Annotated in this window: 25 protein-coding genes; 16 read left to right on the forward strand and 9 right to left on the reverse strand. The window is 43.4% G+C overall.

Going from position 1 to position 26,390, the window contains the following annotated elements; all coding sequences use genetic code 11:
- Positions 1–75: 75 nt before the first annotated feature.
- Positions 76–936, reverse strand: a complete 861-nt coding sequence (locus tag G6R11_RS16825; RefSeq protein WP_163134233.1) for a sterol desaturase family protein — start codon at positions 934–936, stop codon at positions 76–78.
- An 18-nt stretch (positions 937–954) separates the two neighbouring features.
- Positions 955–1,998, reverse strand: a complete 1,044-nt coding sequence (locus G6R11_RS16830) for a DUF2804 domain-containing protein (RefSeq protein ID WP_163134234.1) — start codon at positions 1,996–1,998, stop codon at positions 955–957.
- 358 nt (positions 1,999–2,356) lie between these two features.
- Here G6R11_RS16830 and G6R11_RS16835 point away from each other — a divergent pair, with 358 nt between their 5' ends.
- The 11 genes from G6R11_RS16835 (at position 2,357) to G6R11_RS16885 (ending at position 16,413) form a co-directional block, all read left to right on the forward strand.
- Positions 2,357–3,715 carry an MFS transporter gene (locus G6R11_RS16835; RefSeq protein WP_163134235.1) on the forward strand — a complete coding sequence of 453 codons (1,359 nt, stop codon included), beginning with the start codon at positions 2,357–2,359 and terminating at the stop codon, positions 3,713–3,715.
- Positions 3,716–3,844: 129 nt separating this feature from the next.
- Positions 3,845–4,039, forward strand: a complete 195-nt coding sequence (locus G6R11_RS16840) for a hypothetical protein (RefSeq protein WP_163134236.1) — start codon at positions 3,845–3,847, stop codon at positions 4,037–4,039.
- A 123-nt stretch (positions 4,040–4,162) separates the two neighbouring features.
- Positions 4,163–4,558, forward strand: a complete 396-nt coding sequence (locus G6R11_RS16845) for an SET domain-containing protein (RefSeq protein WP_163134237.1) — start codon at positions 4,163–4,165, stop codon at positions 4,556–4,558.
- Positions 4,559–4,590: 32 nt separating this feature from the next.
- The gene (locus G6R11_RS16850; protein ID WP_163134238.1) at positions 4,591–6,090 is read left to right on the forward strand and encodes a hypothetical protein; all 1,500 of its coding nucleotides are present in this window, start codon (positions 4,591–4,593) and stop codon (positions 6,088–6,090) included.
- Positions 6,091–6,355: 265 nt separating this feature from the next.
- Positions 6,356–6,589: a hypothetical protein gene (locus tag G6R11_RS16855; protein ID WP_163134239.1), complete on the forward strand. Its 234-nt coding sequence runs from the start codon at positions 6,356–6,358 to the stop codon at positions 6,587–6,589.
- Between the two features lie 76 nt (positions 6,590–6,665).
- Positions 6,666–8,888: a glycosyltransferase gene (locus tag G6R11_RS16860; protein WP_163134240.1), complete on the forward strand. Its 2,223-nt coding sequence runs from the start codon at positions 6,666–6,668 to the stop codon at positions 8,886–8,888.
- Entirely contained in the window at positions 8,888–10,129 is a 1,242-nt protein-coding gene (locus tag G6R11_RS16865; RefSeq protein ID WP_163134241.1) for an HlyD family secretion protein, read from the forward strand. Before G6R11_RS16860 ends, G6R11_RS16865 begins: the two co-directional genes overlap by 1 nt.
- 6 nt (positions 10,130–10,135) lie before the next feature.
- Positions 10,136–12,208, forward strand: coding sequence for a peptidase domain-containing ABC transporter (locus tag G6R11_RS16870; protein ID WP_163134242.1), 2,073 nt, complete (start codon positions 10,136–10,138; stop codon positions 12,206–12,208).
- A 14-nt stretch (positions 12,209–12,222) separates the two neighbouring features.
- Complete coding sequence (locus tag G6R11_RS16875; RefSeq protein WP_163134243.1) at positions 12,223–12,912, forward strand: hypothetical protein; 690 nt, start codon at positions 12,223–12,225, stop codon at positions 12,910–12,912.
- Positions 12,913–12,929: 17 nt separating this feature from the next.
- Complete coding sequence (locus G6R11_RS16880) at positions 12,930–14,159, forward strand: twitch domain-containing radical SAM protein (protein WP_163134244.1); 1,230 nt, start codon at positions 12,930–12,932, stop codon at positions 14,157–14,159.
- A 4-nt stretch (positions 14,160–14,163) separates the two neighbouring features.
- Positions 14,164–16,413: a glycosyltransferase gene (locus G6R11_RS16885; RefSeq protein ID WP_163134245.1), complete on the forward strand. Its 2,250-nt coding sequence runs from the start codon at positions 14,164–14,166 to the stop codon at positions 16,411–16,413.
- 69 nt (positions 16,414–16,482) lie between these two features.
- Here G6R11_RS16885 and G6R11_RS16890 read toward each other — a convergent pair whose 3' ends face one another.
- The 5 genes from G6R11_RS16890 to G6R11_RS16910 form a co-directional block, all read right to left on the reverse strand.
- On the reverse strand, positions 16,483–16,980 hold the full coding sequence (locus G6R11_RS16890; RefSeq protein ID WP_163134246.1) for a DUF1456 family protein: 498 nt from the start codon (positions 16,978–16,980) through the stop codon (positions 16,483–16,485).
- A gap of 137 nt (positions 16,981–17,117) precedes the next feature.
- A complete protein-coding gene (locus tag G6R11_RS16895; protein ID WP_240352496.1) occupies positions 17,118–18,110 on the reverse strand; it encodes an ABC transporter substrate-binding protein in 993 nt (330 codons plus the stop codon).
- Between the two features lie 83 nt (positions 18,111–18,193).
- A complete protein-coding gene (locus G6R11_RS16900) occupies positions 18,194–19,165 on the reverse strand; it encodes a glutathione S-transferase family protein (protein WP_163134248.1) in 972 nt (323 codons plus the stop codon).
- Between the two features lie 10 nt (positions 19,166–19,175).
- Complete coding sequence (locus G6R11_RS16905; RefSeq protein ID WP_163134249.1) at positions 19,176–20,015, reverse strand: pirin family protein; 840 nt, start codon at positions 20,013–20,015, stop codon at positions 19,176–19,178.
- Positions 20,016–20,023: 8 nt separating this feature from the next.
- Positions 20,024–20,410, reverse strand: coding sequence for a DoxX family protein (locus G6R11_RS16910; protein WP_304503129.1), 387 nt, complete (start codon positions 20,408–20,410; stop codon positions 20,024–20,026).
- A 142-nt stretch (positions 20,411–20,552) separates the two neighbouring features.
- Here G6R11_RS16910 and G6R11_RS16915 point away from each other — a divergent pair, with 142 nt between their 5' ends.
- The 4 genes from G6R11_RS16915 to G6R11_RS16930 all read left to right on the forward strand — a co-directional run bounded on the left by G6R11_RS16915 (position 20,553) and on the right by G6R11_RS16930 (position 23,865).
- Entirely contained in the window at positions 20,553–21,491 is a 939-nt protein-coding gene (locus G6R11_RS16915) for a LysR family transcriptional regulator (RefSeq protein WP_163134250.1), read from the forward strand.
- 191 nt (positions 21,492–21,682) lie between these two features.
- On the forward strand, positions 21,683–22,618 hold the full coding sequence (locus tag G6R11_RS16920) for an SPFH domain-containing protein (protein WP_163134251.1): 936 nt from the start codon (positions 21,683–21,685) through the stop codon (positions 22,616–22,618).
- A 4-nt stretch (positions 22,619–22,622) separates the two neighbouring features.
- On the forward strand, positions 22,623–23,093 hold the full coding sequence (locus G6R11_RS16925) for an NfeD family protein (protein ID WP_163134252.1): 471 nt from the start codon (positions 22,623–22,625) through the stop codon (positions 23,091–23,093).
- Between the two features lie 277 nt (positions 23,094–23,370).
- Positions 23,371–23,865: an LEA type 2 family protein gene (locus tag G6R11_RS16930; RefSeq protein ID WP_163134253.1), complete on the forward strand. Its 495-nt coding sequence runs from the start codon at positions 23,371–23,373 to the stop codon at positions 23,863–23,865.
- 29 nt (positions 23,866–23,894) lie between these two features.
- On the opposite strand, the gene G6R11_RS16935 is transcribed toward G6R11_RS16930, so the two are convergent.
- The gene (locus G6R11_RS16935) at positions 23,895–24,182 is read right to left on the reverse strand and encodes a peptidylprolyl isomerase (RefSeq protein WP_163134254.1); all 288 of its coding nucleotides are present in this window, start codon (positions 24,180–24,182) and stop codon (positions 23,895–23,897) included.
- 185 nt (positions 24,183–24,367) lie between these two features.
- On the opposite strand from G6R11_RS16935, the gene G6R11_RS16940 reads away from it, so the two are divergent.
- Positions 24,368–25,669, forward strand: coding sequence for a GGDEF domain-containing protein (locus G6R11_RS16940; protein WP_163134255.1), 1,302 nt, complete (start codon positions 24,368–24,370; stop codon positions 25,667–25,669).
- On the opposite strand, the gene ung is transcribed toward G6R11_RS16940, so the two are convergent.
- The gene (gene ung, locus G6R11_RS16945) at positions 25,666–26,322 is read right to left on the reverse strand and encodes a uracil-DNA glycosylase (RefSeq protein WP_163134339.1); all 657 of its coding nucleotides are present in this window, start codon (positions 26,320–26,322) and stop codon (positions 25,666–25,668) included. The genes G6R11_RS16940 and ung overlap by 4 nt on opposite strands.
- Positions 26,323–26,390: the final 68 nt, after the last annotated feature.

Raw genomic sequence — 26,390 nt, forward strand, 5'->3', positions numbered from 1 at the left:
TGCCATTAGATAAGTTTCGAATCGAAACTTATTATAGTTAAGCGAAACTTAAGATCAAGCCGAGTTGTTAAAAAATTAGTCTTCGCTTTGTTTAGCGGGTGGAGCAAACAACAATCGCCAGCGCTGAGCAATGCTCAAGCCCGGTGCACAAGCCTGTTTAAACATACTTTGCCACTCGCTAAAAGTAACCACCAAGGGGTTAAAACTGTTCACAGGCTGAGTAATGCCGTAATCCACTGTTTCGACTTCCGGTTCGAAACTGCCAAACCAGCGATCCCAAATAATCAGTACGCCAGCGTAGTTTTTATCAATATATTGAGGATTGCGCCCATGGTGCACGCGATGGTGGGAAGGGGTGTTAAAAATCCATTCCAGTAGGCCCAGCTTTTTAATTGCTTGAGTATGCACAAAAAACTGCAAGCCCAAGTTAAGCAGTACAACAAACACGACCCAGTGCGGCGCAAATCCTATAATTACCAGCGGTAACCAAAATAGCCACATGCCCGCTAAGGGGTACATTAAGCTTTGTCGAAATGCGGTGCTAAAGTTCATGTTCTCTGAGCTATGGTGAACCACATGAGCAGCCCACATCCAGCACACTCTATGACTGGCGCGGTGAAACCAGTAATAGCAAAAGTCTTGGGCAATAAACAAAGCAATAAAACTGACTAAACCTATGTTTATCTCAAACAAGCGCCAGCCAAACAGGCTTAAGTAAATTTGGCTAACCAGCAAGCCCATTAAAATATCACTGAGCTGATGCATGCCTGCTAAGGCAAAATTGCATAGGAGTTCTTTGGCCTGATACTGGGCAGAACGAGGCAGTTTTTGGCGCACATTTCCCCAATACCATTCTAGCCCCATGCATAACAAAAACAGCGGCGCTAAGGCCATCAGTAAATATTCGGGATGAGTAATGAGTATGGCAAAATCCATTTGCATTCCTTAGCTTAGCTACCAGCGAGCAAAGTGGTCTTCAGTTAAACCGAGTACCTGATCTAGCTGGTGCGTTTGACCAAGTTCATCAATTAAACTGCCGCTAAAATGTCCGATATATTGGCGAAAGTTGCTCTTAAGCAGCAGCAAATTGAGCCGTTCTTGGCGACTATTTAGTGGGGTAAACCGCAGATTGACCCGACCGTCATCTGAGTAGATATGCCAAACTTGAGGCTGGCCGCTACGTTGATTTGCCAAGCTGCGCTTAAAGATGAAATGCACTGGACCAAGCAATTGCTTGTGATCGTTAATCCATAGGGTATTTTCGTTACAACCGGTTTCGTTAACGCCAGCGGCTAGGTTTAAGCCAATGGTGGTCTGATTTAGGCGAGCTGACAGGCTAGCCCAACGCCAGCAGGTTTCTCGGCGCATATAACCGGCAGAGAAGTCGTAGCCGCCAAGGGCTGAGTTAAGGTTTTGCGCCTTACCGTTAACCTGTAAGTGCCCAGCCACCGGCAAGGCATTGTGTTTTTGGGTATAGGTCCAACCGGAATATCCTGTAGGGCTGCACATGGCCATGCACTGTTGCTGGTTGGCCGGTGCCAATTGTAAATCGGCTTCTAAAAAAGGCGTATTGGCAATGAGCTGCCATTGCCCTTCGGAAATATGCAATTGCAGCGAGTGCTTACCTTTTATAAAGGCTAAGCTGTTAACCGGGCTTGGCTGAGTGCCGTAGCCCACGCCACAGGGTTTTAGCCAAGTACACTCTTGCAAGCTTTGGCTAGCAATATGGTAGGCATAACAAAAACCGCTGCCAAGGTAGCGAATATCCGCCAGAGCAAAGCCCAAAATATAGTCATCGCTCCTTATGCTGACAAACTGAAACTGCTTATAGTGAAAATGCTTGGCCCAGGCCGAGGCAGGCTTGTCCATGGTATTGGTATAAACAAAATGCGCTAAGCCCAAGTGGCTAACCGGGCCACTAAAATGACCAAAGCTGAGTTCGCCGTTAGTGGCCACCAAACTGCTAGGCGCTGGTTTTAATGTTTGGGAGCTGCGCATCCCTCAATCCTTTTAGCTACATTTTATTAACATTCACTAGCTAAGCAGAGTTTGAGTAAATATTCTAAAAAGATGTTTTTGCTTTGTGAGCCATCCTGCAAGAAATCGGCTGCACAAAGCCAAGCCGCATAATAAATCGCTAAATAAGAGCACCTATCTAGAATTTATATTCAAGATAGACACAAAACAAAGACCAAAAACCCACAATAATGTGACAATGAAAACATTTTCAACCATTAATGTGACGCAGATCACCGAAATTTTGTGGATTAAATCACCTTTTGTGTTCACAATCTCGGCAACTTTCAAACCATCTGGTTAGACCAGATAAACACTCCTTTCTCCATCAGGTAAGTTCATGAATACAAACAAACCAAAACTGCACTTTTGGCAAATCTGGAACATGAGTTTCGGTTTCCTAGGGATTCAATTTGGCTTCGGTTTACAAAATGCCAACGTAAGCCGAATCTTTGAAACCCTAGGCGCTAGCATCGATCAAATCCCAATTTTGTGGCTAGCTGCGCCAGTAACTGGATTACTTATTCAGCCGATTATTGGCTACATGAGTGACAGAACATGGAATGGTTTAGGTCGTCGTCGCCCCTACTTTTTAGCGGGCGCGATCATGTCTTCTCTAGCATTAATCATTATGCCTAACTCGCCTTATCTTTGGATGGCAGCAGGCATGTTGTGGATACTAGATGCCTCGATTAACGTTTCAATGGAACCATTTCGCGCGCTAGTTGCTGATAATCTTCCGTCAGAACAGCGTACTCAAGGCTTTGCAGTGCAAACCTTCTTTATTGGTGTAGGTTCGGTAATTGCGTCTGCTATGCCGTATGTGCTGGCAAACTGGTTCGGCATTGCCAACACCGCACCTGAAGGTGTTATTCCGCCGTCGGTTAAAATCTCATTTTATGCTGGTGCCGTGGTATTTTTTGGCGCTGTTTTATGGACAGTACTAAAAACTAAAGAATACAGCCCAGAAGAAATGGAGCGCTTTGAGGGTGCAGAGCCAGAACAGGACCAAGAAACAAGCGAAGGTTTTGCAGAAGTGTGGGCCGATGTGAAGAAAATGCCTACAACCATGCGCCAATTAGCGGTTGTACAGTTCTTCTCTTGGTTTGCCTTATTTGCCATGTGGATTTATACCACCTCTGCGGTAACCAGCAGCGTGTACGGCGCAACCGATACGTCTTCAGCTTTATATAACGAAGGTGCCGATTGGGTAGGTTTATGTTTTGCTATGTATAACGGTGTTAGTGCTCTAGCCGCGTTTGCCTTGCCATGGTTAGCCGCACGTAGCAGCCGTAAAGTTGTACACGCACTGTGCTTAACCCTAGGTGGAGTGAGCCTTGCAGGTATGTACTTCATTAATGACCCAAAAATGTTAATGCTTAACATGGTAGGTATTGGTTTCGCTTGGGCGAGTATTTTATGTATGCCTTACGCCATTTTAGCTGGATCTTTGCCAAGCAAAAAAATGGGCTTCTTCATGGGTGTATTTAACTTCTTCATTGTTATTCCACAAATTTTAGCGGCCGGTATCCTAGGTTACTTCACCCGCGAATTCTTTGGTGGTGACTCAATGATGGCTTTAGTATTGGGCGGCGCTTCTATGGTAATTGCCGCACTGGTTACACTAACCGTAACCGACCGTGACGACCCACAGTTAGCCAACCAAGACGCTGAGTTAACGCAAACGCAAACCGCATAAATTAGTGGCAGATCTAAAAAAGGGTGAGCTAAGGCTCGCCTTTTTTATTGGGAAAACTCAGCCAAAATAGATCTAAAAGTAGCGCTGTTACGTTATATAAGGTGAACCCTTAATCAAGGAGCGAGCATCATGAACCACCATGTTTTCAAAGTAGGTATGCGCTGTATTTACGACAACGGCGAAGCCCTCGTTGACACCTTAGACGACAAAAACAATGTAGCGCTAGTTCGCGACCAACATACCGGTAATCTACATACCCGCGCCTACAATGACCTCTATCCCGATGATGACCAGTTTCACAGCGAAAGCGATACTTACTACTAAGCCAGTAAGTAAAAACAAAACAGCGCCCAACAAGGCGCTTTTTTTTGATAATAAGCGCAGACTAAACATAGTAAACAACGGTATATTGCTGGAATAACTAAATTTTTTTGAGTGTTCCGCAAAATGATGCAACCAAGTGCTTATCCCATCGTAGACAATCTACTATTTTCTGAGATTCGCCCCAGCACCATTCACGGCGATGGTTTATTTGCCACCAACAGCATTAATGCCAATAGCATATTGGGAATTCTCGACGGACAGTTAGTACCGTGGGATGAGCAATTTTCCACAGCATTTGAATGGAATGCGATAAGCGAAAGCCAATTGCTTATTCGCCCTTTGCGCACTAAATACAGCTACATAAACCATAGCCGTACACCTAATTTACAACTTGAATACCACCCTCTGCGAGTCACCGCCCTTAAGGATATTAAAGCTGGCGAGGAGCTCACCCTAGACTATCGTAAAGAACCTTTACCGAAAACTTACCAACAAGGCCACGGTAGCGGCTATTTGTAGTACCTTCATTTTACAAGGATAAGTAGTAGCGTATGCGCGACCACATCGACTTTTATTGTTATCAACCCCTGCTTATACATGATGAGCATTGGATCAACTTCCTATCTAAAATCAATCGAGTAGCTCGTAAAAACCAAGGGGCCAGTACCCTGCGTTCAAGCAACTGGTCAAGCATGAGTGAGCACCTTACTCAACAAGGCATTAGCAATAACGACCATTGGCTAAGTAGCTATACCAAAGAAACTCAAGGGCAATTTCTCGACTTGCTGGTTTGTAACCTCAGCCAACAACAAAACATTAATTTGCTACAAAAAGATCTAGTGACTTACCACCAAGATCAATCGGAAGTATTTCAATACTACAACCTAGATCCCGACCATAGCTCAATGAAGTTGATGTTAGTAAACCGCAGTGTATTTATGTTGGTATTTCACATTCGCTTACAACGAAAAGCTGATAAAACGCCACCAGCAGAGCTACTTAAATCAGTCCCCTTTGCCCTACGTGCAATGGTGGAAGACCAGCGGAATGGCAGTTGGAACCAGCATGCCAGAGAAACAGCCATACGAAATACTCAAATGGCCGTTGCAAAGCTAACAGGGCAGTCTTCCAAACTGGCGAGTGTAAGTATTAAACCGCATACCGGCCATGTATTGGTTGATTTTGGCAGTGAAGTAAACGAAAGCGAAAAAGCGGTGGTAAAGCAAATCCACGAGCAGGAAGAGATTAACTTCAACATCGCTTCTGAGATTGACCTAATTAACGACCACCCAGGCTCATTTGCCCATTTCGGTTGGAGTTATTCCACGGTTTACGGATTGCCAAAAGAAAAATCCACCATGTGTTTACCCTTTATGCTGTATCTGCAAGCTTGCTGGTTCTTGGCGGGCTTTTTTAAAGAGTATCTATTGGACTCGATGATTAAGCTGTCTGATGACCTAAGTAGCAACGAGTTAAAGAAACAGTCTCGCCAGTTTGATTCCTTAGTAATGGCACATGAGATTTCACTGATCAAACACTCTCAATACAAAGGTGCGCTAAAACCATGGCAGTTTGATGCCTTTGAATGGGTGGAAAGATACTGGCAATTAGGCGAAACCTTTGAGCAGCTAAAAAGCTCAATGGCCACCAATAAAGAATTTGTTGAGCGCAAAATATCTTACAATATTCAAAACATTGAACAGCGCCAATCCTTCATTCTATTTGTGATAACGCTGATTCAGATGCTCACTATTGTAAGCTTCTTTAAAGACTATTTTGACCTGTTGGATTCAACCAACTTGCCCAATAAGTTTTCCTTTGTAGAAAACGAAACCTTCGACGTGTTTAACCTATATCTACCGCTGTTTTTAGTCGGCATTAACCTCTGTTTTATTACCTATATTTATCGTCGTTTATTAGCAGAAAAATGGCGGGAGTTTCGCGAAGCATTCCAACCAAAACGCTTAATAGCTTGGTTCAAAACAAAGGGAAATAAAACCCGGCAACAGCAAGAAGCATCAAGGTTTAATCAGTTAGAAAACGACGCGTAAATACTAAAAAGCCAGGCTTATCCGAGTCTGGCCCGCCTTCAAGAAAAGCCTTTCAAGCATTACGACCAATTAATTAACCAGTAAAAATATTATAAAAACAAGAAAACCCTTTCAGTCACACCACTAATAATATTCATATAAATTAACCCAAATGAGTGACGAACACCTATTGATCCAAATATAAATAAAGAAATATCATCCCTTCGCATTTTAATGCAAAAGCCCTATTAATTTAGGAAACAAATATTTGGATTAGGAAAATCTAATGGACTTAAATAAGGAACAAGAATTTCTATTGAATGGAATTCAAGAGCTAACAGAAGATGAAATGATTTCAATTGCTGGTGGCTACGGAGAGCCTACAACGCCAGGGACAGGTACTGGTGTTGACGATACTGTATATGAAGACGTGTGGGTTTCAAATCCTTACGGTCCTGGTGGCTCTTGGGTGTCCCGCCCAGTTAACAATGGCGGTGGCGGCACTAGCTATGGTGGCTAAGCCTTAGCACTAGCTAAACTCGGCTAGCCTAACTAGCCGAGTTTACAAATTTTGTTTATTGAATATGGATTTTACTATGCCTCGCCTTTTATACATTTGGGAATACGGTTCTGACTTGGGCCACATTAACAGCTTTCTACCTATAGCAAAAAAACTCTGTGAGCTAAATTGGGAGCTCATATTTGCCATTCCTGAACACGTAGCAGGCATTGCAGCAGCTAAAATTGAAATACAGCGCTTAGGGGCTCAATGCATTTCCACGCCTGGCTCTTCGATAATAGGTTCAGACAGTTTAAAGAGCAGTTGTCATGTTGATATGTTACGCCAATTGACAGGCTTAAGAGATGAGCAGGAGTTTGGTTTCTACCTCGATTCATGGCTTAGTACCCTTAAAAGAGAAAAACCAGACTTAGTATTATGTGATTACTCAATTATTGGTTTGATTGCCGCAAATAGCTTAAGTATTCCTTCCGTTTTGCTAGATCAAGGTTGGTTTGTACCTGATTTGAATGCTACTCAAGCAAAACAGCCATTTCATAAACTTCTTTCAGGTGCTGCTTCTGTTGAAAATCATATAGACGACCCTGATATTGTTCAGAAAGAAAATGAACTACTAGATATAATGAATCGCCAATTAAGTGCCCGTAACCTTACTAACTTAAAGCATTTTATTGACATTTATCGTTGCGACGAACTTATTCTTAATAATTTCCCAGAGCTTTCATCTTTAGAACATCAAAAAGTAAATAATTTCATTGGAAGTTTTAAACAAGAAAGCCATAATTCCTCAGTTGAATGGCCCAATCCAGAACTATCTAAACCCAATATATTTGTTTACTTAAAAAGAAATACACCAGTACTAGAATACGTTCTATCTAGCTTAGCCAGCAATGAAAGTTACAACGTTATTGCCTATATTCCAGGGGTAAACCCAGCATTTATTAAACGTTATCAACGAGACCATATGGTGTTTAGCAATAAGGCTGTTAACCTACCTGAGCTGCTAGATACGACAAATTTAGTAATATCAAATGCGGGGGTAGGTTTAATTAATCAAAGTTTATTGGCAGGCATACCAATGATTATGCTACCACAGTGGACAGAACAACAATTTAATGCGAAACGTGTTCAGCAACTATATGCCGGTGAAGTGATAACTTACTACTATTCCGAAAAAGAAGTTGCCGCCACCATTGAACGAGTTCTTGGCAATCAAATCTATTTAGCTAAAGCACGAGAGTTTAAATTAAATCATAAACCCGCTGAAATTACCGAAGTTGTAAGCAAAATAACTTCTCTCGTACCAAGCACCCTAGAAAATAGTAGAGAGTCACTAAATGCCAGCAACCACTTCGTTAGCCTGAGTGAACTAGATTGGTTTTACTTAATTGACACGGATATTGCAGCCGATGAAACTTGGCAACAAATTCAACAATTTGTACCTCACGCTAAAGCTATCTTCTATAAAGACTTTTGGTCAGGTATAGACAACGCTGCTAAACAAGCATCAACAGAACGCTTCATCACCATTAAACAGGGATGTAAGCTCGACCCATATTTGTTTATTGCAGAAGCGGAGTATCCTACAGGCCAACAACATGCTCACTGGTATTGGAACAAGCTAGATAAGTTTACAGGTCTAGTATTTGGCTCGTCTGATGTTACCTGTTGGAATACGCGAGCAGCAAAGGCACAAACGTTTGCTAATCTCGGTTACTCGAACAACCCTGTAGAGATGCATACCTTTCTGCGTCGCCCTGAGTTTAGCCCCTTCGCTAAAGTGCTGAGCCAATCTAGCCAAGTTAGCAATGCAGAAGCTGCTTTTTATCAAGGCTATAGAACAACATTAAAAATGATAGATGCCTTTTCTGGAGATATCGCTCGAATCATTCAATACCCCTCGTCAATGTTAGTGAGAAGACTATTTATTCACATGTCAGCTGAATATAGCAGTCAAAACCCAGCCTATTACGCAATAGGAGCCAGGTTGGCTTTTGTTAATCAGTTCATACGGTTTAAGAAAGGTTTTGACTTGATCACTCCTGCAACAACCGAACAGTTTATTAGCGACGCTTTAGAGTATGCCAAGCTAAAACTCGACTCGCCGTTACAGTTAAATCAAGAACAATTGATTGAGCTTTCTACATATCTAGGTGACAAAATACGCGCCGCACATCAGCGTCCACCTCTTTTAGATATGGATCAAGACTCTGCAAGCAATTTTAAGAAAACTCTAATGGCTAATCGAGCAGATGATCATCACTTGTTTAGCCCGTCATCAATAACTGCGGCTTTATAATGGCGGACGAAAAGTCTAAAGAAAACGGGTTATTAGCCAGTTCAGAGTCACTTGGTGAGCCTTTAGAAATAACGCCTTTAGGCTCCAAAGCGGCCATTTGGCTAATGTGCGCGATTGCTGTCACAGTCATTATCCTAATGTTCAATGCTGATTTTAAGCGAAAAGTAACATTAGTTGGAATGGTCAACTCTGTGGCTGGACAGTTTAATGTCTATCCGCTTAAAAGTGGTTATGTCACCCAGTCTTGGGTGACAGAGCAAATGGAAGTAGCCAAAGGGCAACGCTTATTCGAAGTTACTGCTGAGGTGCACACCAAAAGTGGAGATTCAATTGCAGAATTGAAGAACAAGATACTAACCAGTATTGAAAGCCTAAAACTGGAAATAAGCCGCTCCACAGAAATATACAACAGCGAATTTAGAGAGCTAAACCAGCTTGCTGTTTTTCTCGAAAACCAACAGCAAGAGTTAGATAACCAGCTTCAGTTGCAGCAAGACGTAGCCAACATGTTACTGGGCTTAGTTAAAGGCCAACGAGAGCTAGTCGACAAAAAGTTCATAAGTGCCAGCCAAATGCAAACCAAGGAGCAAGAATATGCTCGCGCACTTACCGACTTATCCGAGCTCAAATATAGCAAAATAGCGATGCTAAAAGAGCGTCGTAGCGTGGCTGAAAACCTTTCATCCATTACCCTCAAACATGAAAATGACATAGCGCGTATTGAACGGGAGATATCAAGTTATCAACAAAAACTATTTGAGCTTGAAATTCAAAACGAAAAAATTGTTATTGCTCCTGAAAATGGCGTCATTACTGCACTGTCAATAAACGCAGGAGAAAGCGTGCAATCAGACACATTGGCAATGGTAATCATTCCCTTAAATGTGAAATGGCATGTTGAGGTCTACGCCACTAGTACCGACGTAGGTTTTATTAGAGCAGGAAACCCAGCCAAGCTTCGTTACGCCGCTTATCCATATCAACGTTTTGGTCTATATGGCGGTTCAGTCAAGCATGTTTCTAAAGCCGCTATAAAAGGCTCTTCAATCGACTCCAGACTCCCTGCATCAGAATACTTTTATAAAGTAACCGTTGAGCTAGATGAGCAATGTATTTTGGCTTACGGAAAGTGCGAACCCCTACAAGCGGGTATGGGTGTAACGGCCAGTATAGAAACCGAGCGTAGAACTCTAATTGAATGGGCGCTAGATCCACTTTACACCATCAAAGGGAAGCTTTAAGCCACAATGAATATATCTAGTTTATCCAATTCTAAGCTTCCAGTTGTACGCCAAACTACCATGTCGGAATGCGGCTTAGCGTGTCTTGCAATGATCGCAGGCTATCACGGTAAAGATATTGACCTTTATACTATTAGATCTCGATTTGCCACTTCGTTACGAGGAATGAACTTTGTTGATTTACGTAACGTGGCGGACAAACTTGGCTTTGCATCACGCGGTGTCAGAGTTGACTTACAAAGCCTTCACAAACTTCAAAAGCCCTGCATTCTTCACTGGAAAAACATGCATTTCGTGGTGCTTAAAAAGGTTCATCGCAAGTACATCATTATTCACGACCCCTCCTCTGGGGTAGTAAAAGTACCAATGAAGGAAGTAGAAGAAAGCTTTCAAGGTTATGCCATGGAGCTTTCTTCTACGGTAGAGTTTGAGAAGGGGAAAGAGCGCGACAAGCCTTCGATGTTCTTACTGTTTAAAGGCATGGTGGACGTAAAACAAGGGCTTGTTTATATCTTCCTCATCTCCTTAGCCTTAGAGCTTTTTGTTAACTTATTACCCTTGTATACCCAATGGGTTATCGATGATGTTGTCACAACTGCTGATTACGATTTACTCACTATCCTGTTTATTGGCTATATTTTTGTCATCTTATTTCAAGCAGCAATTGGAGTACTTCGCTCTTGGGTAATGCTTCGATTTGGCATAATAATCAATGCCAATATCCAAACTCGGGTATTTACTCACTTACTTAAGCTACCTTGCTCATTCTTCGAGCAAAGATACATCGGTGACGTGGTTTCTCGATATCACTCTCTAAACGCTGTTCAAGGGGCTTTAACCACCAGCTTTGTGTCTTCAGTACTCGATGGAATCATGTGTATTTTTGTTGGCACTATCATTTTCATCTATAGCAAAATGCTCGCGTCTATTGCGCTTGGGTTTGTCGTTCTATACGGCATTATTCGCTGGTTACGCTACTTACCTTTTAAAACTGCAGTGCGAGAACAACTCGTCGCAAGAGCTCTACTAGACAGCCACTTTCTAGAAACCATCCGCGGTGTTCGCGGAATCAAACTGTTTAATAAACAAGGCGTGCGCCGTGACCAATGGTATAGAAACCTATACGACACCTATAACAAAGACGTAGATATAGCAATTTTGAACCTAAAATATGGGCAGATAGGTGCCATCATTTCAGGTTTTGAGAGAGGTTTAGTTATTTATTTAGGCGCTCAACTGGTGATTGAAGGCTCAATGACTGTGGGCTTTTTATTAGCATTTTTGGCCTATAAAGATCAGTTTGTTGGCCGGATGAACGGACTGATCGAGAAAGCTGTAGCACTTGGTATGGTGCAGCTTGAGGTGGAACGCCTTTGGGACATCATGGGAACAGCTCCTGAAGAAGAGCCCCAGCTACCCTACATAGGTGAAAACGACATTACTCCCAACATTGAACTTAAAGACGTTAGCTTTCGCTATTCCGATTACGAACCTTACATAATCAACAGCTTTAACCAAAGAATATTAGCTGGGGAACATGTTGTTATTGTTGGTCCTTCTGGGTCAGGGAAAAGTACTATCGCCAAATTGATTTCAGGCGTACAGCAACCTGGAGAGGGGGAAATTCTGATTGGTGGAGTGCCTTTAACAAACTTAGGTTCAGAGGCTAGGAAACTGATTAGCTGTGTAATGCAAGATGATGAGCTGTATTCAGGAACCTTGCTAGAAAACATCTCCTTTTTTGATTCCGAACCAGATATGGATCGCATTGAAGAATGCACCAAGCTAGCGGAAATGCATCAAGAAATAATTGCCATGAAGATGGGCTACAACTCCATTATTGGTGATATGGGTTCAGCACTTTCTGGGGGACAAAAGCAACGTATTTTGTTAGCCAGAGCCATGTACGCTCAACCTAAAATATTAGTCTTGGATGAATCTACAAGCGCCCTAGATGTCGAGCTAGAAAAACGTATCAATGAAAACATCAAACGTTTAGATATCACCAGAATCACTATCGCACACCGGCCCCAAACCATTGCTGCCGCAGACAGAAAAATAGAAATCTCAGCCAATTAATAGGAAGGAACCTTATGTCAGTATGCGCTGTTTTATTGAGCTACAAACGTCCACAAAACATGGACAAGATCATTCGCAGAATTTTAGATTCAAAATACATAGACAAAATTGTACTAAGTAACAATAACCCTGAGGTATGCATCGAAGAATGGTTAAACTTGGATGACTATGAAGTAGAAATCATCAATCAACCTATTCCTACGTTGTACACCATGCGTTGGCAAGTTGCCTCTGAGCAACAACATGATTTCTTTTTCTGCCCAGATGATGATTTATATTTAACCGGTTCGCAAATCGACCAGTTAATTGAGGAGCTATTCGCCAACCCTTCTGTTCCTCATGGAGTGGTGGGCCAACTTAAGTGCTATCGAAATGGCCAACCATTTCTAGACTCAGATGTTGGACGAGTAAATTGTGAAATCGACATTCTAAATAGAACGTACTTTTTCACTAAACAACAAGTTTTACGCACTCTAGAGTTAGCCAAAGAACTAGGCTACGAAGATATAAACTCCACCAGATTTATGGATGATGTGCTACTGAGCTTTTCAGGAGATAGCCGTCCAATCATCCACCACGTAGGAGACCTCGATAGCTGTGAAACTTCCGTGCAAAAAGGTGTGGCTACTTGGCGGGAAGATAACTTCATAGATACCCGTGTTGAAGGCTACATGAAACTTCAGGCAATCACTGGCAGAAACTAAACATTAAGGAAATCAAAGTGGCTTCTAATTGTATTTGCCCGCTCCCGTGGAATCATGCTTACGTAGAAATGAACGGTGATGTAAAACTCTGCTGTGTAGCGCAACCGGCCCTGAAGGAGCGTAACCTAATAGATACCCCAGTGAGCGAATTTGTTGATTCTCGCTATATGGCACACATTAGAAAACAAATGCTAATGGGAATGTGGCCCGTAGAGTGTGGTGGCTGCAAAAAAGCTGAGCTCTTGGGCTTAGAGTCTCACCGGACAGGTATCATCAATAGAGATCCTCAAAGCTATCAGCAACTTACCAAAGATCCTAGTGAAGACAAGGTTAAACTGAGCAGCCTAGATTTACGAATTTCTAACGAATGCAATTTTAAATGCCGCTCTTGCTCAGTAAGCTTCTCTAACGCTTGGCGAGATGACTTTCAAGCTATCTACCCTAATAACATTAGCGTTGAAGATTTAACGAAAAATCGCGCTATTCAAGGTATTGAAGGTAACACTTCATTTTGGGATCAACTTGATGAACGTCAACTTGGCGACATAAAGGAGTGGCATTTTGCTGGGGGAGAAGCTCTCTTATCTGATAAGCACTATCAATTACTAGAAAAGCTAATATCGATAAAAGCCTTTGATAGCAAAATAACTTACACCACAAACTTCAGTATTATTCAATATAAGCACTGGAACATTCTTGAAATGCTCAAGCCATTCCATAATGTAGTTTTTCATCTCAGCTTAGACGGTGCTGGGGAAAAAGGAGAGTACATAAGAAAAGGGCTAAATTGGAAGCGCTGGTTAAAGAACTTACGCTTATTACGAAAAAGCCTCCCTAAGGCTAAGCTAGATATTCATTTTGTTGTATCAATACTCAACATTTTGGATCTTCAATGGCATATCCAACAGATAGAAGATGTGAATGAGTTTCGAGATCCCGCAACCAAGCAACTCAATGTTGGATTTACATGCTTAGATAGGCCTTCACACCTGAGCATTCAAGTTCTTTCTCCTGAGTTAAAGAAAAAAGCGAAACAGCGTTTAGTGGCTATCTCAGAGCATCAAGCCACAGCTAAAAACATCCGTGAGGCAATGGTCGGAATTATAAACTTCTTAGACCAAAAAGACCTTCATCAGCAGCAGTTTAGAGAATTTTTACGCACCACTACTATTCTAGACCAACGCCGTAAAGAAGATTACAGACGCCTATTCCCCGAACTGGCTGAAATGGAATTAACCAAGGTTTAATCACATGATGCAAAGTGCAAAAATAATATGGGAATACGGAACGGGGATAGGCCAAATCAACACCCTGATACCAGTCGCCCAAAACCTCAAAAATAGAGGATGGAAAGTTGAGTTCATCGTTCCGTCAATTAAGGCATATATCAAAGATATTGAAAAGCTACTCGACACAAACCGTCTCAATTACAGCAGGTGTCCAGGCTCTCCTACTTTAGTAAAGAACATACAGGGAAATAGCCATGCTTCATCACTATTAGGTTTAAGCGGCTTACAAGACTGTAGCGCTTTTACTTTTACCCTTCGGTCATGGCTAAGTGTATTGGATGAAGATAAACCCAGCTTAGTAATTACCTCCTCCTCTATTGGCGGATTAATGGCAGCAAAACTACTCGCCATTCCAACTGTAAATATAGAGCATGGGTTCTTTAGTCCTGAGAGCTCAGGCAACTTACCGCATTTTTTGGAACAACTTCCCAATCATAAACGCACGTCGGTTAATCATGAAACAGAAGTCAAAGCTGAGAAAAAGCTACTCAATATAATAAACAATGCTCTGCTCAAACTAGCAGCCAAGCCAGTCGATTGCCTGCAACAAGTATTCGAAGCCAACAAAACCTTATGGCTAAACTACCGACAACTAAACCCTATTAAACATCTTCACCAATCGGACTTTTTGGGTAAACCATTAACAAGCAATGGTGGAATAAAGGCCCAGTGGCCCAACTCAAACAACCGCCAAATAAAGGTGTTTGTTTACTTATACGCAAACACACCTAGAGCAAACCAAATTCTTGAGGCATTAGTGGCTGACCCTTCGTTAAATGCTTTGGTGCATATGCTTGGCCTTAGCCGCAACTACGCACAGCATTTTACTCGAGAACACATATCTATCAGCCACGTTCCTTTCGATATTGAAGATGTGCTAAACCAGGCTGATATAGTTATTTGCCATGGCGGGAGCAATTTGGTGGCAGAATCAATGTTAAAAGGTAAGCCCTTGCTGCTAGAACCAACAAATTTTCTGCAACTTCTGAATACACATCGGGCAGTAGAGCAAGGCGCAGCTCTGCAACTGCCAGAAACTCTCAATATGAACCTTATTCAAAGTTATGTAAAAAAAGTAGCTAAGAGTGAATTCCACCAAGTTCAAGCGAGACAATTTAGCTGTAAACACCAAGCCTTAGATATAGATGAAATCGTAGACCAAATTGAAACGATACCAATGAGTAGTCAACCCCCTCATTGGATTGAAAAACTTGAGTTACAGCGGCCAGCTAAACTGGCCCATTTTGCTGATTATGATGTGGTATTTCTCTCTTATGATGAGCCTAATGCCGATACTAATTGGGAACAGCTTAAAAAAATCGTTCCAAAGGCAAAACGAGTACACGGTGTAAAAGGGTTTGATGCTGCGCACAAAGCAGCCGGACAAGCCGCAGAAACGGAGCGTTTTATTCTTGTTGATGCTGACAACCAAATTGATCCCGACTTTCTAAAAATTAGCATTCATGTTCCTGCTCATTTAGAACACTCAGTATGGCAATGGTGTAGCATTAATCATGTCACTGGTCTTGTTTATGCCTTTGGTGGTGTGAAAATTTGGACCAAAGAAGTTATCGAAGAAATGCGAACCCACGAAAATTGTGAAGATAATAGTAATCCTTTAGCAATTGATTTCTGGAATCAACCTTCCTACCAAGTTTTCCATAGTGTTCACTCGATCAATTATACCAACGGTTCACCGTTTCAAGCTTTTCGTTCTGGATTTAGAGAAACAGTTAAGTTAGGTAGGTTAAATGGAAACATAAAAACTCTAGAGCAATTACAAAGACAGGCCAATAACCCAGAAATACGCCGTATGGCAGTATGGATGTCAGCGGGTGCCGATATCGAAAATGGCTACTGGTCATTACTTGGAGCGAGGGCAGGCTTTCTATCCTATTTTAGCGATGAATTTTCTTTCAAAATCATCAACGAATACCAACTTGTTGCTGACGTATGGCAAAGCATTATTAGCGATATGTTGACTGACGAGGAGCTAAAGAAAACAAACAATGGCAAAAACCAATGTGTAATAGATAAGCCAGCACTGCGAGTGAAAGTTCAGGAAATGGGCGACAAGATACGCTCTATGATATCTCAGCCTCCTGTAATAGATATGTCAGCAACAGACTCCATTAAATTCAAGCAAGCAATGAAAAATAACATCAAACCAACAGAGCTATTCACACCTGTATTTTCTTCTAGAGAACTTTAATTGGACACCAATAAATCCAAAAACATACTTTAAGCCGAGCTTAGCTCGGCTTTTTTCTTTGATAAAGGCTTATTCTTCATCCCACTCAAAGTCGGGTGCTTCGTCTGGGTTGGCGCGATATTTAAGCTGCATGCCATGCAAGAAGTTACGCATGATTTGATCTTTACATACACGGTAATGCTTATGATCTGGCTTGCGGAAAAAAGCACTTAGCTCATGCTTGCTCAATTGAAAACCGGTTAGGCCCAATACCTCTAACATGTCTTCTGCTTTGAGGTTTAACGCAATTTTTAGCTTCATCAAAATAAGGTTATTGTTTAGGCGCTTTTCTGGCTCAGGCTGCGGGCCTTCACGTTTGCCGCGTTTTTCGTTGATTAAGCCGTTAAGAAAAATCGCTAGGGTTCTATCGTTAAGATTGCGATAAGCAGCGTCATCATCTTTCTTCAACCAATCGCTCACTTCGGCACGGCTCACTGTTAGTTCAGCTTGCGCAAAAATGGCAATCATCTTGTTGTCGTTAAAGTTAAAGCAATAGCGAAGACGACGAAGAATATCGTTATTAGTCATGGATTAGTCCCAAGTAAAATAAAACCCACAGCCAAGAGGCTGAAAAACCAGCAGGATTCTACGCTATCCAGCACCAAGTAGATAGCGCCCTAGCCGCTTATTTATTGAGCGTAGTCAAAGGAGAAAGCTTAAGCGAACTATTCAACAAAGCTGGCTTTGTTCGCCATTTTTCTAGGTAGGGTCAAGTGATGGCGCTCTAACTGGCTGCGGCTAAATAAGTAGCGGCCTTTTTCGGCGGTTATGGGGCCGAGGGTGTGCGGTTCTACATCGGTGGTTAGTATGCTGTGGGCGAGTTCACCGGCAATGCGCCCTTGCTCGAAGCCAAATAATACTAAGCCGCCGATGGTTTTATTTTTGCCCACCGCAAAGTCCCAAAACCCAAAGGGGGGAACAGGCGTATGCTGCGACGACCATTCGATCACCTCGCTAGCCTCAACATACTTATTTTTACTGTCTCTTAGTGTGTGGTAAAGGCCAAACGCAATGGCATCATACCCTTGTTCTTTCGCACTACTTACCGCTTGCTGCCAATCATCCCAACGACTAATTAGCCGCAAATCGAGCTTAACGCCAGACACCGATAGCTGAGATTCGCCCCCAAATTCTTCCTGTAGAACCGTTTTAGCCGTGGTGCCGTCGTCAAACAAAATCAACATACGGTTAAGCCCCTCAGGAAACATTGGCTTAATGCTTGAGATTGAACGCTTGATTAAGGGCCGCTCTAATACGCCAGTAATATTGTGACGCTGATGAACGTGGTAACGACGAGGATTATTGTTAATGCCTAAATACACCACCGGCAGCGGTGTTTTGGCAAACCGCGAGCCAAGATACTTAAGTGCATTATCGTCACCCAGTATCACCAGGTCGGGTTTCACATCTAGGTAGCGCTGCCAAGCTAGTTCACCGCGACTGCGATGGCGGGAAACGGGTATCCGTTTTGTGTCCATTTCAAAGTAAGTGAGTTGATAGTTCTCGCCAAGTACCGACTCTAGGCCTTCGATATAGCTTTTATCCCATGAGTATTCTTGGTGATAGCTTTCTATCACCAAAATCTTTTGCTTGGATAGTCCCTCAAGGGGCATAAACAGCAATAAAAACCCACAGAGTAATCGAGCTAAAACATTCACTAACCATCTCATTTTTAAGCGCTTAGGCTAAGTATAGTCAATGCCACATTAAGGCACTGACTATTCACTAAATCTTGCTTAGCTTAGCCGCGAAGGTGAGGTTTATCTAAGTGTAAAATCGGCCCTACAGGTACTACACCAGTGGGATTGACGGTGCTGTGGCTCTCATAATAGTGACGCTTAATATGATCGAAATGAATAGTTTCTGCCACGCCATCGATTTGATAAAGCTCACGCATGTAGGCATCTAGGTTGGGGTAGTCGACAATCCGTTTCAAATTACATTTAAAGTGGCCAACATACACCGCATCAAAGCGGATCAAGGTGGTAAACAAGCGCCAGTCTGCTTCGGTCAGTGTGTCGCCCAATAGGTAGCGTTTTTCGCTTAGGAGCAGTTCTAGGTAGTCCAAGTTTACAAACAATGGATGCAGGGCTTCTTCGTAGGCTTCTTGATTAGTAGCAAAACCCGCCTTATACACACCATTGTTTACGTTGTTGTAAACGCGCTGATTAATCACATCAATGTCTTCGCGCAATGCTTCCGGGTAGTAATCACCAGGCTTAGCGCCAAGTTGGTCAAAAGCAGAATTAAACATACGAATAATGTCGGCCGACTCATTCGAAACAATAGTCTGTTGTTGCTTGTCCCACAAAATCGGCACAGTCACTCGACCAGAGTAGTTAGGATCGGCAGCGGTGTAGACTTGATGCAAATACTCAGCGCTATTGATGGGATCGCTCACCACGCCTTCGCCGGGAGCGAAGGTCCAGCCATGTTCGCCCATAAACCAATGCACCACCGAATAATCAATCATCTCTTCCAAGCCTTTTAGCTTGCGAAATATCATTGTGCGGTTCGCCCAAGGGCAGGCGTGAGAGACATAAAGATGATAACGCCCTGCTTCGGCTTTAAACCCAGCTTTACCGCTGGGCCCAGCGCTACCGTCTGCTGTTACCCAGTTGCGAAACTGCGATTCGCTGCGCACAAAGCGACCTTTACTTTGTTTGGTGTCGTACCACTTGTCTTGCCACTTCCCATCGACTAACAGTCCCATGGTATTACTCCTAAAATTTGTTATTTTGAAAATCTTCAAATGCTTGTAGTACTTGCTCGCGAGTGTTCATCACAAATGGGCCGCCCCAAGCAATAGGTTCCTTAAGCGGCTCTCCGGTCACCACTAGCACTCGGCTAGCGTGCTGACTTTGCAACACCAGTTGTTTACCTTCGCTAAGTACACCCAAGTGATAGGCAGCAATGGCCTGCGGGTTACCAGCAACCGTCACTTCGCCTTCAATCACGTAAACAAAGCCGTGATGGTGAGCGGGTAAGTCGAGGCTTAGCTTTGCCCCTGCCACCAAACTAATATCAAAAAAACTGGCGGCAGTGTGGCTAGTTTGCACTGCGCCAACGGTCCCGTTAGGCAGCTCTCCGGCAACCACTCTTATTACGTTGCCTTGCTCATCTTGGCTCAGTGGTATTTGCTCGGCGCTCAGCTCTTGATAATCTGACGCTGACATTTTGTGCTCTGCAGCTAAGTTAACCCATAGTTGAAAACCCTTAAGCAGGCCGTCTTGTTGCTCGGGCATTTCTGAGTGAATCACTCCACGTCCAGCATTCATCCATTGCACGCCACCGGCTTCAATCACACTTTCGTGGCCAGCATTATCTTTATGGCGCATTCGGCCATTAAGAATATAGGTGACCGTTTGAAAACCGCGATGCGGATGCTCTGGAAAACCCGCTAAGTAATCATCGGGTTTGTCTGACTCAAAGCAATCTAACATCAAAAAAGGGTCTAAGTGGCGCAGCTGGTTATTGCCCAGCATGCGGGTAAGTTTTACGCCAGCGCCGTCACTGGTGGCCTGACCGGCCACCACTTGTTGTAGTTGTTTTAAGCTAGTCATCTCTAGTCCTATGCGCTGCGTTTATCCAGCGAGTATGCACCGCCACCATGAGCGACTAATAATAAGAATCCACCGGCAATGGCTATGTTTTTCATCAACATAATCATTTGCATTTGATCGCCTGGGTTAAAGTGGAATAACAGACCCGACAGCAGACTAAAACCGGCTAATAGAAATGCCACAGGGCGAGTCTTCCAGCCCACTAAAATCGCCAAACCACCGAGCAGTTCTAAGGCAATCACCAAGGGTAATAGCGCACCCGGAACGCCCATGGCTTCCATATAACCCTGAGTTCCGGCGTAGCCAGCAATTTTTCCGTAACCAGAGAGGATAAAAATCAGCGCTAAAAATACTCGTGCAGTTGGTTGGCTTAGTTGTTGTAGTAAATTCATCATTGTGTTCTCCATTTCATTTTGGCTTAAGGCCATTTGCTTAAGAACAGATTAATGTTGTTATGAAGAACGATAAACCGTGCACTTGGCAAATCATTGTTCCTATAATGGCAACAATAGTCGCTAGCGAACATGGAATACGGTGATGGGACAGCTGGAAGAGATGCAAATTTTTGTGCGGGTGGTTGAGGCAGGCAGTATTAGCCGAGCCGCTGAGCAACTCGGGGTGGCTAAATCGGTGGTGAGTCGGCGTTTAAGTGCCTTGGAAAAGCGCCTAGGCAGCAACCTAATGCAGCGCACCACGCGTCGCCTTAGCTTAAGTGATGCAGGTCAGCAGTTTTATCAACGCAGCCTCGGCATAATCGACGAAGTTGATCAGCTTAACCAAGACGCCAGTTGCCAAGAACAAACCTTAACTGGCAGCTTACATATTGCGGTGCCCTTATCCTTTGGCCAGGCACACTTAAGCAGCGCTTTTGCTGCCTTTATGCAACTGCACCCACAACTTAAACTTAAAGTAAGCCTAGCCGACAGCCAACATGATTTAGTGGCAGAAGGCATAGACTTAGCGCTGCGCATTGCCGAGCTAAAAGACTCTAGCCTTAAAGCCAAAAAAATTACCCCGATCAACTTTGCTTTAGTGGCATCACCGGGCTATCTCGACAAACACGGTCGCCCCACCAAGCCTGAGCAACTAAGCCAACATCAAGTACTACATTACAGCTTACGTGGTAGTGCTAGTTGGCAACTAAGTGACAATAAAGGGCGCGTTCATCAAGTAGCCTACCAACCACATATTAGCGCCAACAACGGTGATTTTTTGCAAGACTTAGCGATTGCCGGACATGGCATTGCCCATACGCCTAGTTTTATAGCCTGGCAGGCCATTGCCAAAGGAGAGCTAGAAATAGTGCTACCAGAGTATAGTTTGCCAGCATTGCACGCTTGGGCGGTTTATCCCAATACCCGCTACTTGCCACACCGCAGCCGAGTAATGATAGATTTTTTAGCCCAGCGTTTCGGTTTAAACCCTTATTGGGATCAAGCCTTAAGCCAGCACTTAAATACTAAGCCAACAAATTAATTAGTATTTAATTGTAAGCAGCCAACAGTAATCACTTATTGGTCAAAAAGCGCTGTATTCTCTGGGCTTTTTATGATTACCTTGCTGCTAAATAAAAGGTCCCTAACAAATTGTATAGGTGACCCATAAGCTTTGCAGCGTAACGATATATTCGCGTTTTAGATTCGTTTTTAACTGGTAAGGAAAGTGTTATGCCTATGGTTTTTGATTATCTACTCACCGTACAAGTTGCGCTGTTAATTTTTGCAGTATTTGTACTTAAATCTTCGATTAAATTTGTGCCACAAAACTCAGCTTGGGTAGTTGAGCGATTTGGTAAATACCAATCAACCAAAGAAGCGGGTATTAATTTTTTAATCCCCATTGTTGACCAAGTATCGGCTCGCCGTTCACTAAAAGAACAGGCCTTTGATGTACCAAGCCAAGCGGCAATTACTAAAGACAACATCTCCTTATCAGTAGATGGCGTATTGTACTTCCGTGTATTAGACCCATACAAAGCCACCTACGGCGTAGAAGACTACGTATTTGCGGTAACTCAGTTGGCGCAAACCACCATGCGTTCTGAAATTGGTAAAATTGAATTGGATAAAACCTTTGAAGAACGTGATGCGCTTAATGCCAAAATTGTTACTCAAATTAACGAAGCATCGGCCTCTTGGGGCGTAGCTGTATTGCGTTATGAGATTAAAGATATTACTCCTCCAGCATCGATTATGGATTCCATGGAATCGCAAATGCGTGCCGAGCGTGAACGTCGCGCTAAAATCCTAGAGTCTGAGGGTGAAAAAGCTGCGGCCATCAACATTGCTGAAGGTGAAAAACAAGCCCGCGTATTACAAGCTGAAGCCGAAAAACGCGAGCAAGTACTTAGCGCAGAAGGTGAAGCAGAAGCGATTATTGCAGTTGCCGATGCACAAGCAAAAGCCTTAACCACAGTGGGTCAATCGGCTGCTACGCCAGAAGGTCAAAAAGCGGTTCAGCTGGATCTTGCGACTAAAGCAATTGAAGCTAAACACGCCATTGCTAAAGAGTCGAGTGTGGTATTGCTGCCCGACAGCAGCACCGAAGCGGGCTCATTAGTGGCTCAAGCTACCACCATTCTTAATGCGTTAAATAAGGGCTAATACCATGGCGGAACTGTTTGCCAACCACATTCCACAGTTAATGATTGCCCTAGGCATCATCTTGCTTACCTTTGAAGTGGTGATCATCGGTTTTGCCACTTTCATCTTGTTTTTTATTGGCTTGTCCTTAGTCATTACTGGCTCATTGGTGTGGCTAAATGTGCTACCCGAAACCTGGAATAGCATTTTGTTAGCTAACGCCATCGTCAGTAGTTTACTCGCCGGCGTATTGTGGAAACCGATGCGCAAGCTGCAAAACAGCTCAGACAATAAACAAGTAAGCAGTGACTTTGATGGCCATCGCTTTTTCTGTGAACAAGACATCGATAAGCGTGGTTTAAGCAGCTATAAGTATTCTGGCATTAGCTGGACACTAAAAAGCGAGCAAACCATTACTGCTGGTAGCGAAGTAACGGTGATACGCGCCGAAGTAGGCACCTTTTGGGTGGAAGCCGTAGAACCAAGCAATAGCTAAAATAGTTGTTTCACAAGCCAGCGCTCTGCTGGCTTGTTGATTTTTCTAATGCCAATCACACTGAGTCAGTGATCAGAAATAACGCAGGAAAAATACTCGAGAATAAGGCAGGATTTTCAATAAGTAGTTATTCTACAATCAAAAATCACAACGCAGTTATCGAGTATTTTAACCAGATAGAATAAGCACTTACTTAGTTCGATTGGTATAACAATGCAAAGCCCTACAGATTGTGCTTAACTAGCTGTAGTTTATTTCTTCGCTTAGGTTTCTCATCATGCGGCAAGCACTTATTAACACCTTTATTCTATCTGCCAGTTTATGGCTGATAGCCTGTAGCAGCATGGTCCCCAACGACCCACCTAAAGTAAACTTAGTATCGGTAGTGCCTACAGCGGGTGACAGCATGACACCGAGCTTTGATATTAACCTGCGAGTAGTTAACCCCAATAAACAAGCGCTCAGCTTAGCTGGAGCGGTTTATACCTTGTCACTGAACGGCCATGAAATAGTTACTGGTGCCACCAGCGACTTACCCGAAGTGCCCGGCTATGGCGAAGCCAATTTCACGCTGCCCGCCCAAGCCAACTTAATTGCCACCTTCCGCCTATTAAGCTCTTTTGTGGCCTTAAAAAGCCCGGAACTAGATTATAAAGTAGATGTAAAACTGGACATCGGAAGCTTGTGGCCAGCGGTAAACCTGACTGAGAAAGGCACGTTTAAGCTAGAAGATCTTGGCCAACAGATAAGCTCAAGCGTTCAGTCTCTCTAAAACAGGCGCTGATAGCGATATTAAAAGCTTTAGCTCCAACGCTCTGTCACTTTAATTAAGTGATAACCAAACTGAGTTTTTACTGGCCCTAATACCTCATTAAGCGGGCCAGAAAACACGGCTTTATCAAAGCTTTTTACCATATCGCCTTTAGCAAACTCACCTAAATCACCTCCTTGCTTGGCAGAAGGGCAAGACGAATAACGAGATGCCATCGCCTCAAAACTTGAACCTTTGTTAAGCTTCTCTAGTATTTCTAAAGCTTTCTTTTCTGAACTCACGATAATGTGTTGTGCTCGCGCTTGTGCTTTTGCCATTGCTGCCTCTCGAGTTTTTGCCTGTTATACACCTAGCATCAAACCAACCAAAGCCTTTGCTTAAAATAAGCAAAAAAACATAAGACAAAAGTAAAGATGCCCAAATAGCTCACATTTATTTGTCACCAAGCGAGCTACTATTTGAACAAGAAACAAAAGTATTTACTCACCTTTCATAGGCATAAATGAAACAAAACTCGCTCCCTTGGGCATGGCTGCGCAATTTTCTGTTAGTCCTTACCGTGCTAGTGCTGGTAGCTGCCCAATGGATACCAGCCAAGCGCCTACAGATCTTTCCAAACGAAAATATGCTGGTGGATTTGTACTCAGACAAAGGTCAAGGTGGCAACTCCAGTGCATACTGGCTCACCAGCAACCAAAAATTTGTATGTCATATAGAAAGCAGCCATTTGCCGGCCAAGTATTGTGGAATCAGCATCAAATTCCATAAACCAAGCGAAGCTAGCACATCAGACAAATACTCTTCCCTAGAAAACCTCGACTTAAGTGGCTATAAACAGTTGGTTGTGGACGCAGAGTTCGAAGGGCCTTCTAGCGAACTACGCTTTTTTATGCGCAGCACAGAAGCGATCAGTGGCCACGATTTATCTGATGCAAAATTTATGTTCACCTATTTTGAGCAGCAAGAACTGGCAGAGCAACAAGCCAGAGCTCAGTTTAACCAGTTCTCAATTCCCGCTTGGTGGCTAAACAGTTATTACCAATCACGAGATGACTTCACCTTAGATTTTTCGAAGATTAAAGAAATCGCCTTTGATATCCCTTCAACCTCGCCCGATGGCGAATACACCATAACCCTCAATAAAGTTGAGGCAGAAGGAAAATGGGTCAGCAATGAAACCCTTTACGCCACTATCATCGCTGTCTGGCTAAGCTATTTTGCAGCCGAGTTGCTGCGTTATGTTTTGCACCAAAAGAGAAGCTTAACCCAGTCTATTCATACTCTTGAGCAAGACGTTGACGAACTCAAACACAGCGCCAGTAACGACCAACTTACGGGAGTGCTTAATCGCCGAGGTTTATTAGAAGCACTGGAAAAGAAACCGATCGCCAGTAATAACTACTACTTATTTGTTTTTGATATCGACCACTTCAAACACATTAACGACAGTTATGGCCACAATAACGGTGATGCAGTGCTGCGTTTTTTCTCTCGCCAATTAAGCTCGGTAATTCGCAGCCAAGATTTATTTGCCCGCTGGGGTGGTGAAGAGTTTATTTTACTCTCTGAGCAGCAGCATGAAGTAGATGCTTATAATTTTGCCGAGCGTTTGCGTAAACTGATTCACCAACAAGACTTCTTGCTGTCATTTGAGGGCAATCAACAACACATTAAGTTGAGTATGAGCATCGGCTTAACCCTAGTTGATAAAGATGAAGCTTTTAACACCGCCTTTAACCGAGCCGACAGTGCACTTTATCAAGCCAAAGGCAGCGGCCGAAACCGCACCCAGTTAGCCAGCTAAATTTGCCAATTTATAGCTGTTTTCCCCTGCTGTTCGAGTAGTTGGTTGGCCTGCGAAAAATGCCCACAGCCGAAAAAACCTCGATGAGCTGACAGCGGTGAGGGATGAACACTCTGCAAAACAAGGTGTTTGCTTTTATCTATAACTTGTCCTTTCTTTTGAGCATGCGCACCCCACAACAAAAATACCACGCCACTGCAGTGCTGGCTGATGTAAGCAATCACTGCATCGCTAAAGGTTTCCCAACCATATTTGGCATGAGAATGCGCCTTCGCTTGCTCAACGGTTAGCACGGTGTTCAGCAGCAATACGCCCTGCTTAGCCCAAGCACTTAAATTACCATGCTCTGGAATCTTAAAACCTTCGATGTCGGTAGCTATCTCTTTATAGATATTGCGCAGTGAAGGGGGAATTTTTACGCCCTCAGGCACACTAAAACTTAAACCATGGGCTTGACCAGCACCGTGGTAGGGATCTTGTCCAAGAATCACCACTTTAACTTGCTCCAATGGGCAGCTGTCAAAGGCAGCAAATACCTCAGACTCAGGCGGGTAAATCACCTTGGATGCGGCGCGCTGAGCGGCTACCTTGTCGATTAAACGCGGGTAGTAATCAAGCTGCTGCTGTTCAGCAAACAGGCTTTGCCAATTCATCACAATATCAAACCTAATAACGGGCACAGTAGCCCGCTATTATAGCCACAACGTGACGATTTGGAGTT

Origin of the sequence: Agarivorans sp. Alg241-V36, assembly GCF_900537085.1 — a bacterium.
Lineage (GTDB): Bacteria > Pseudomonadota > Gammaproteobacteria > Enterobacterales > Celerinatantimonadaceae > Agarivorans.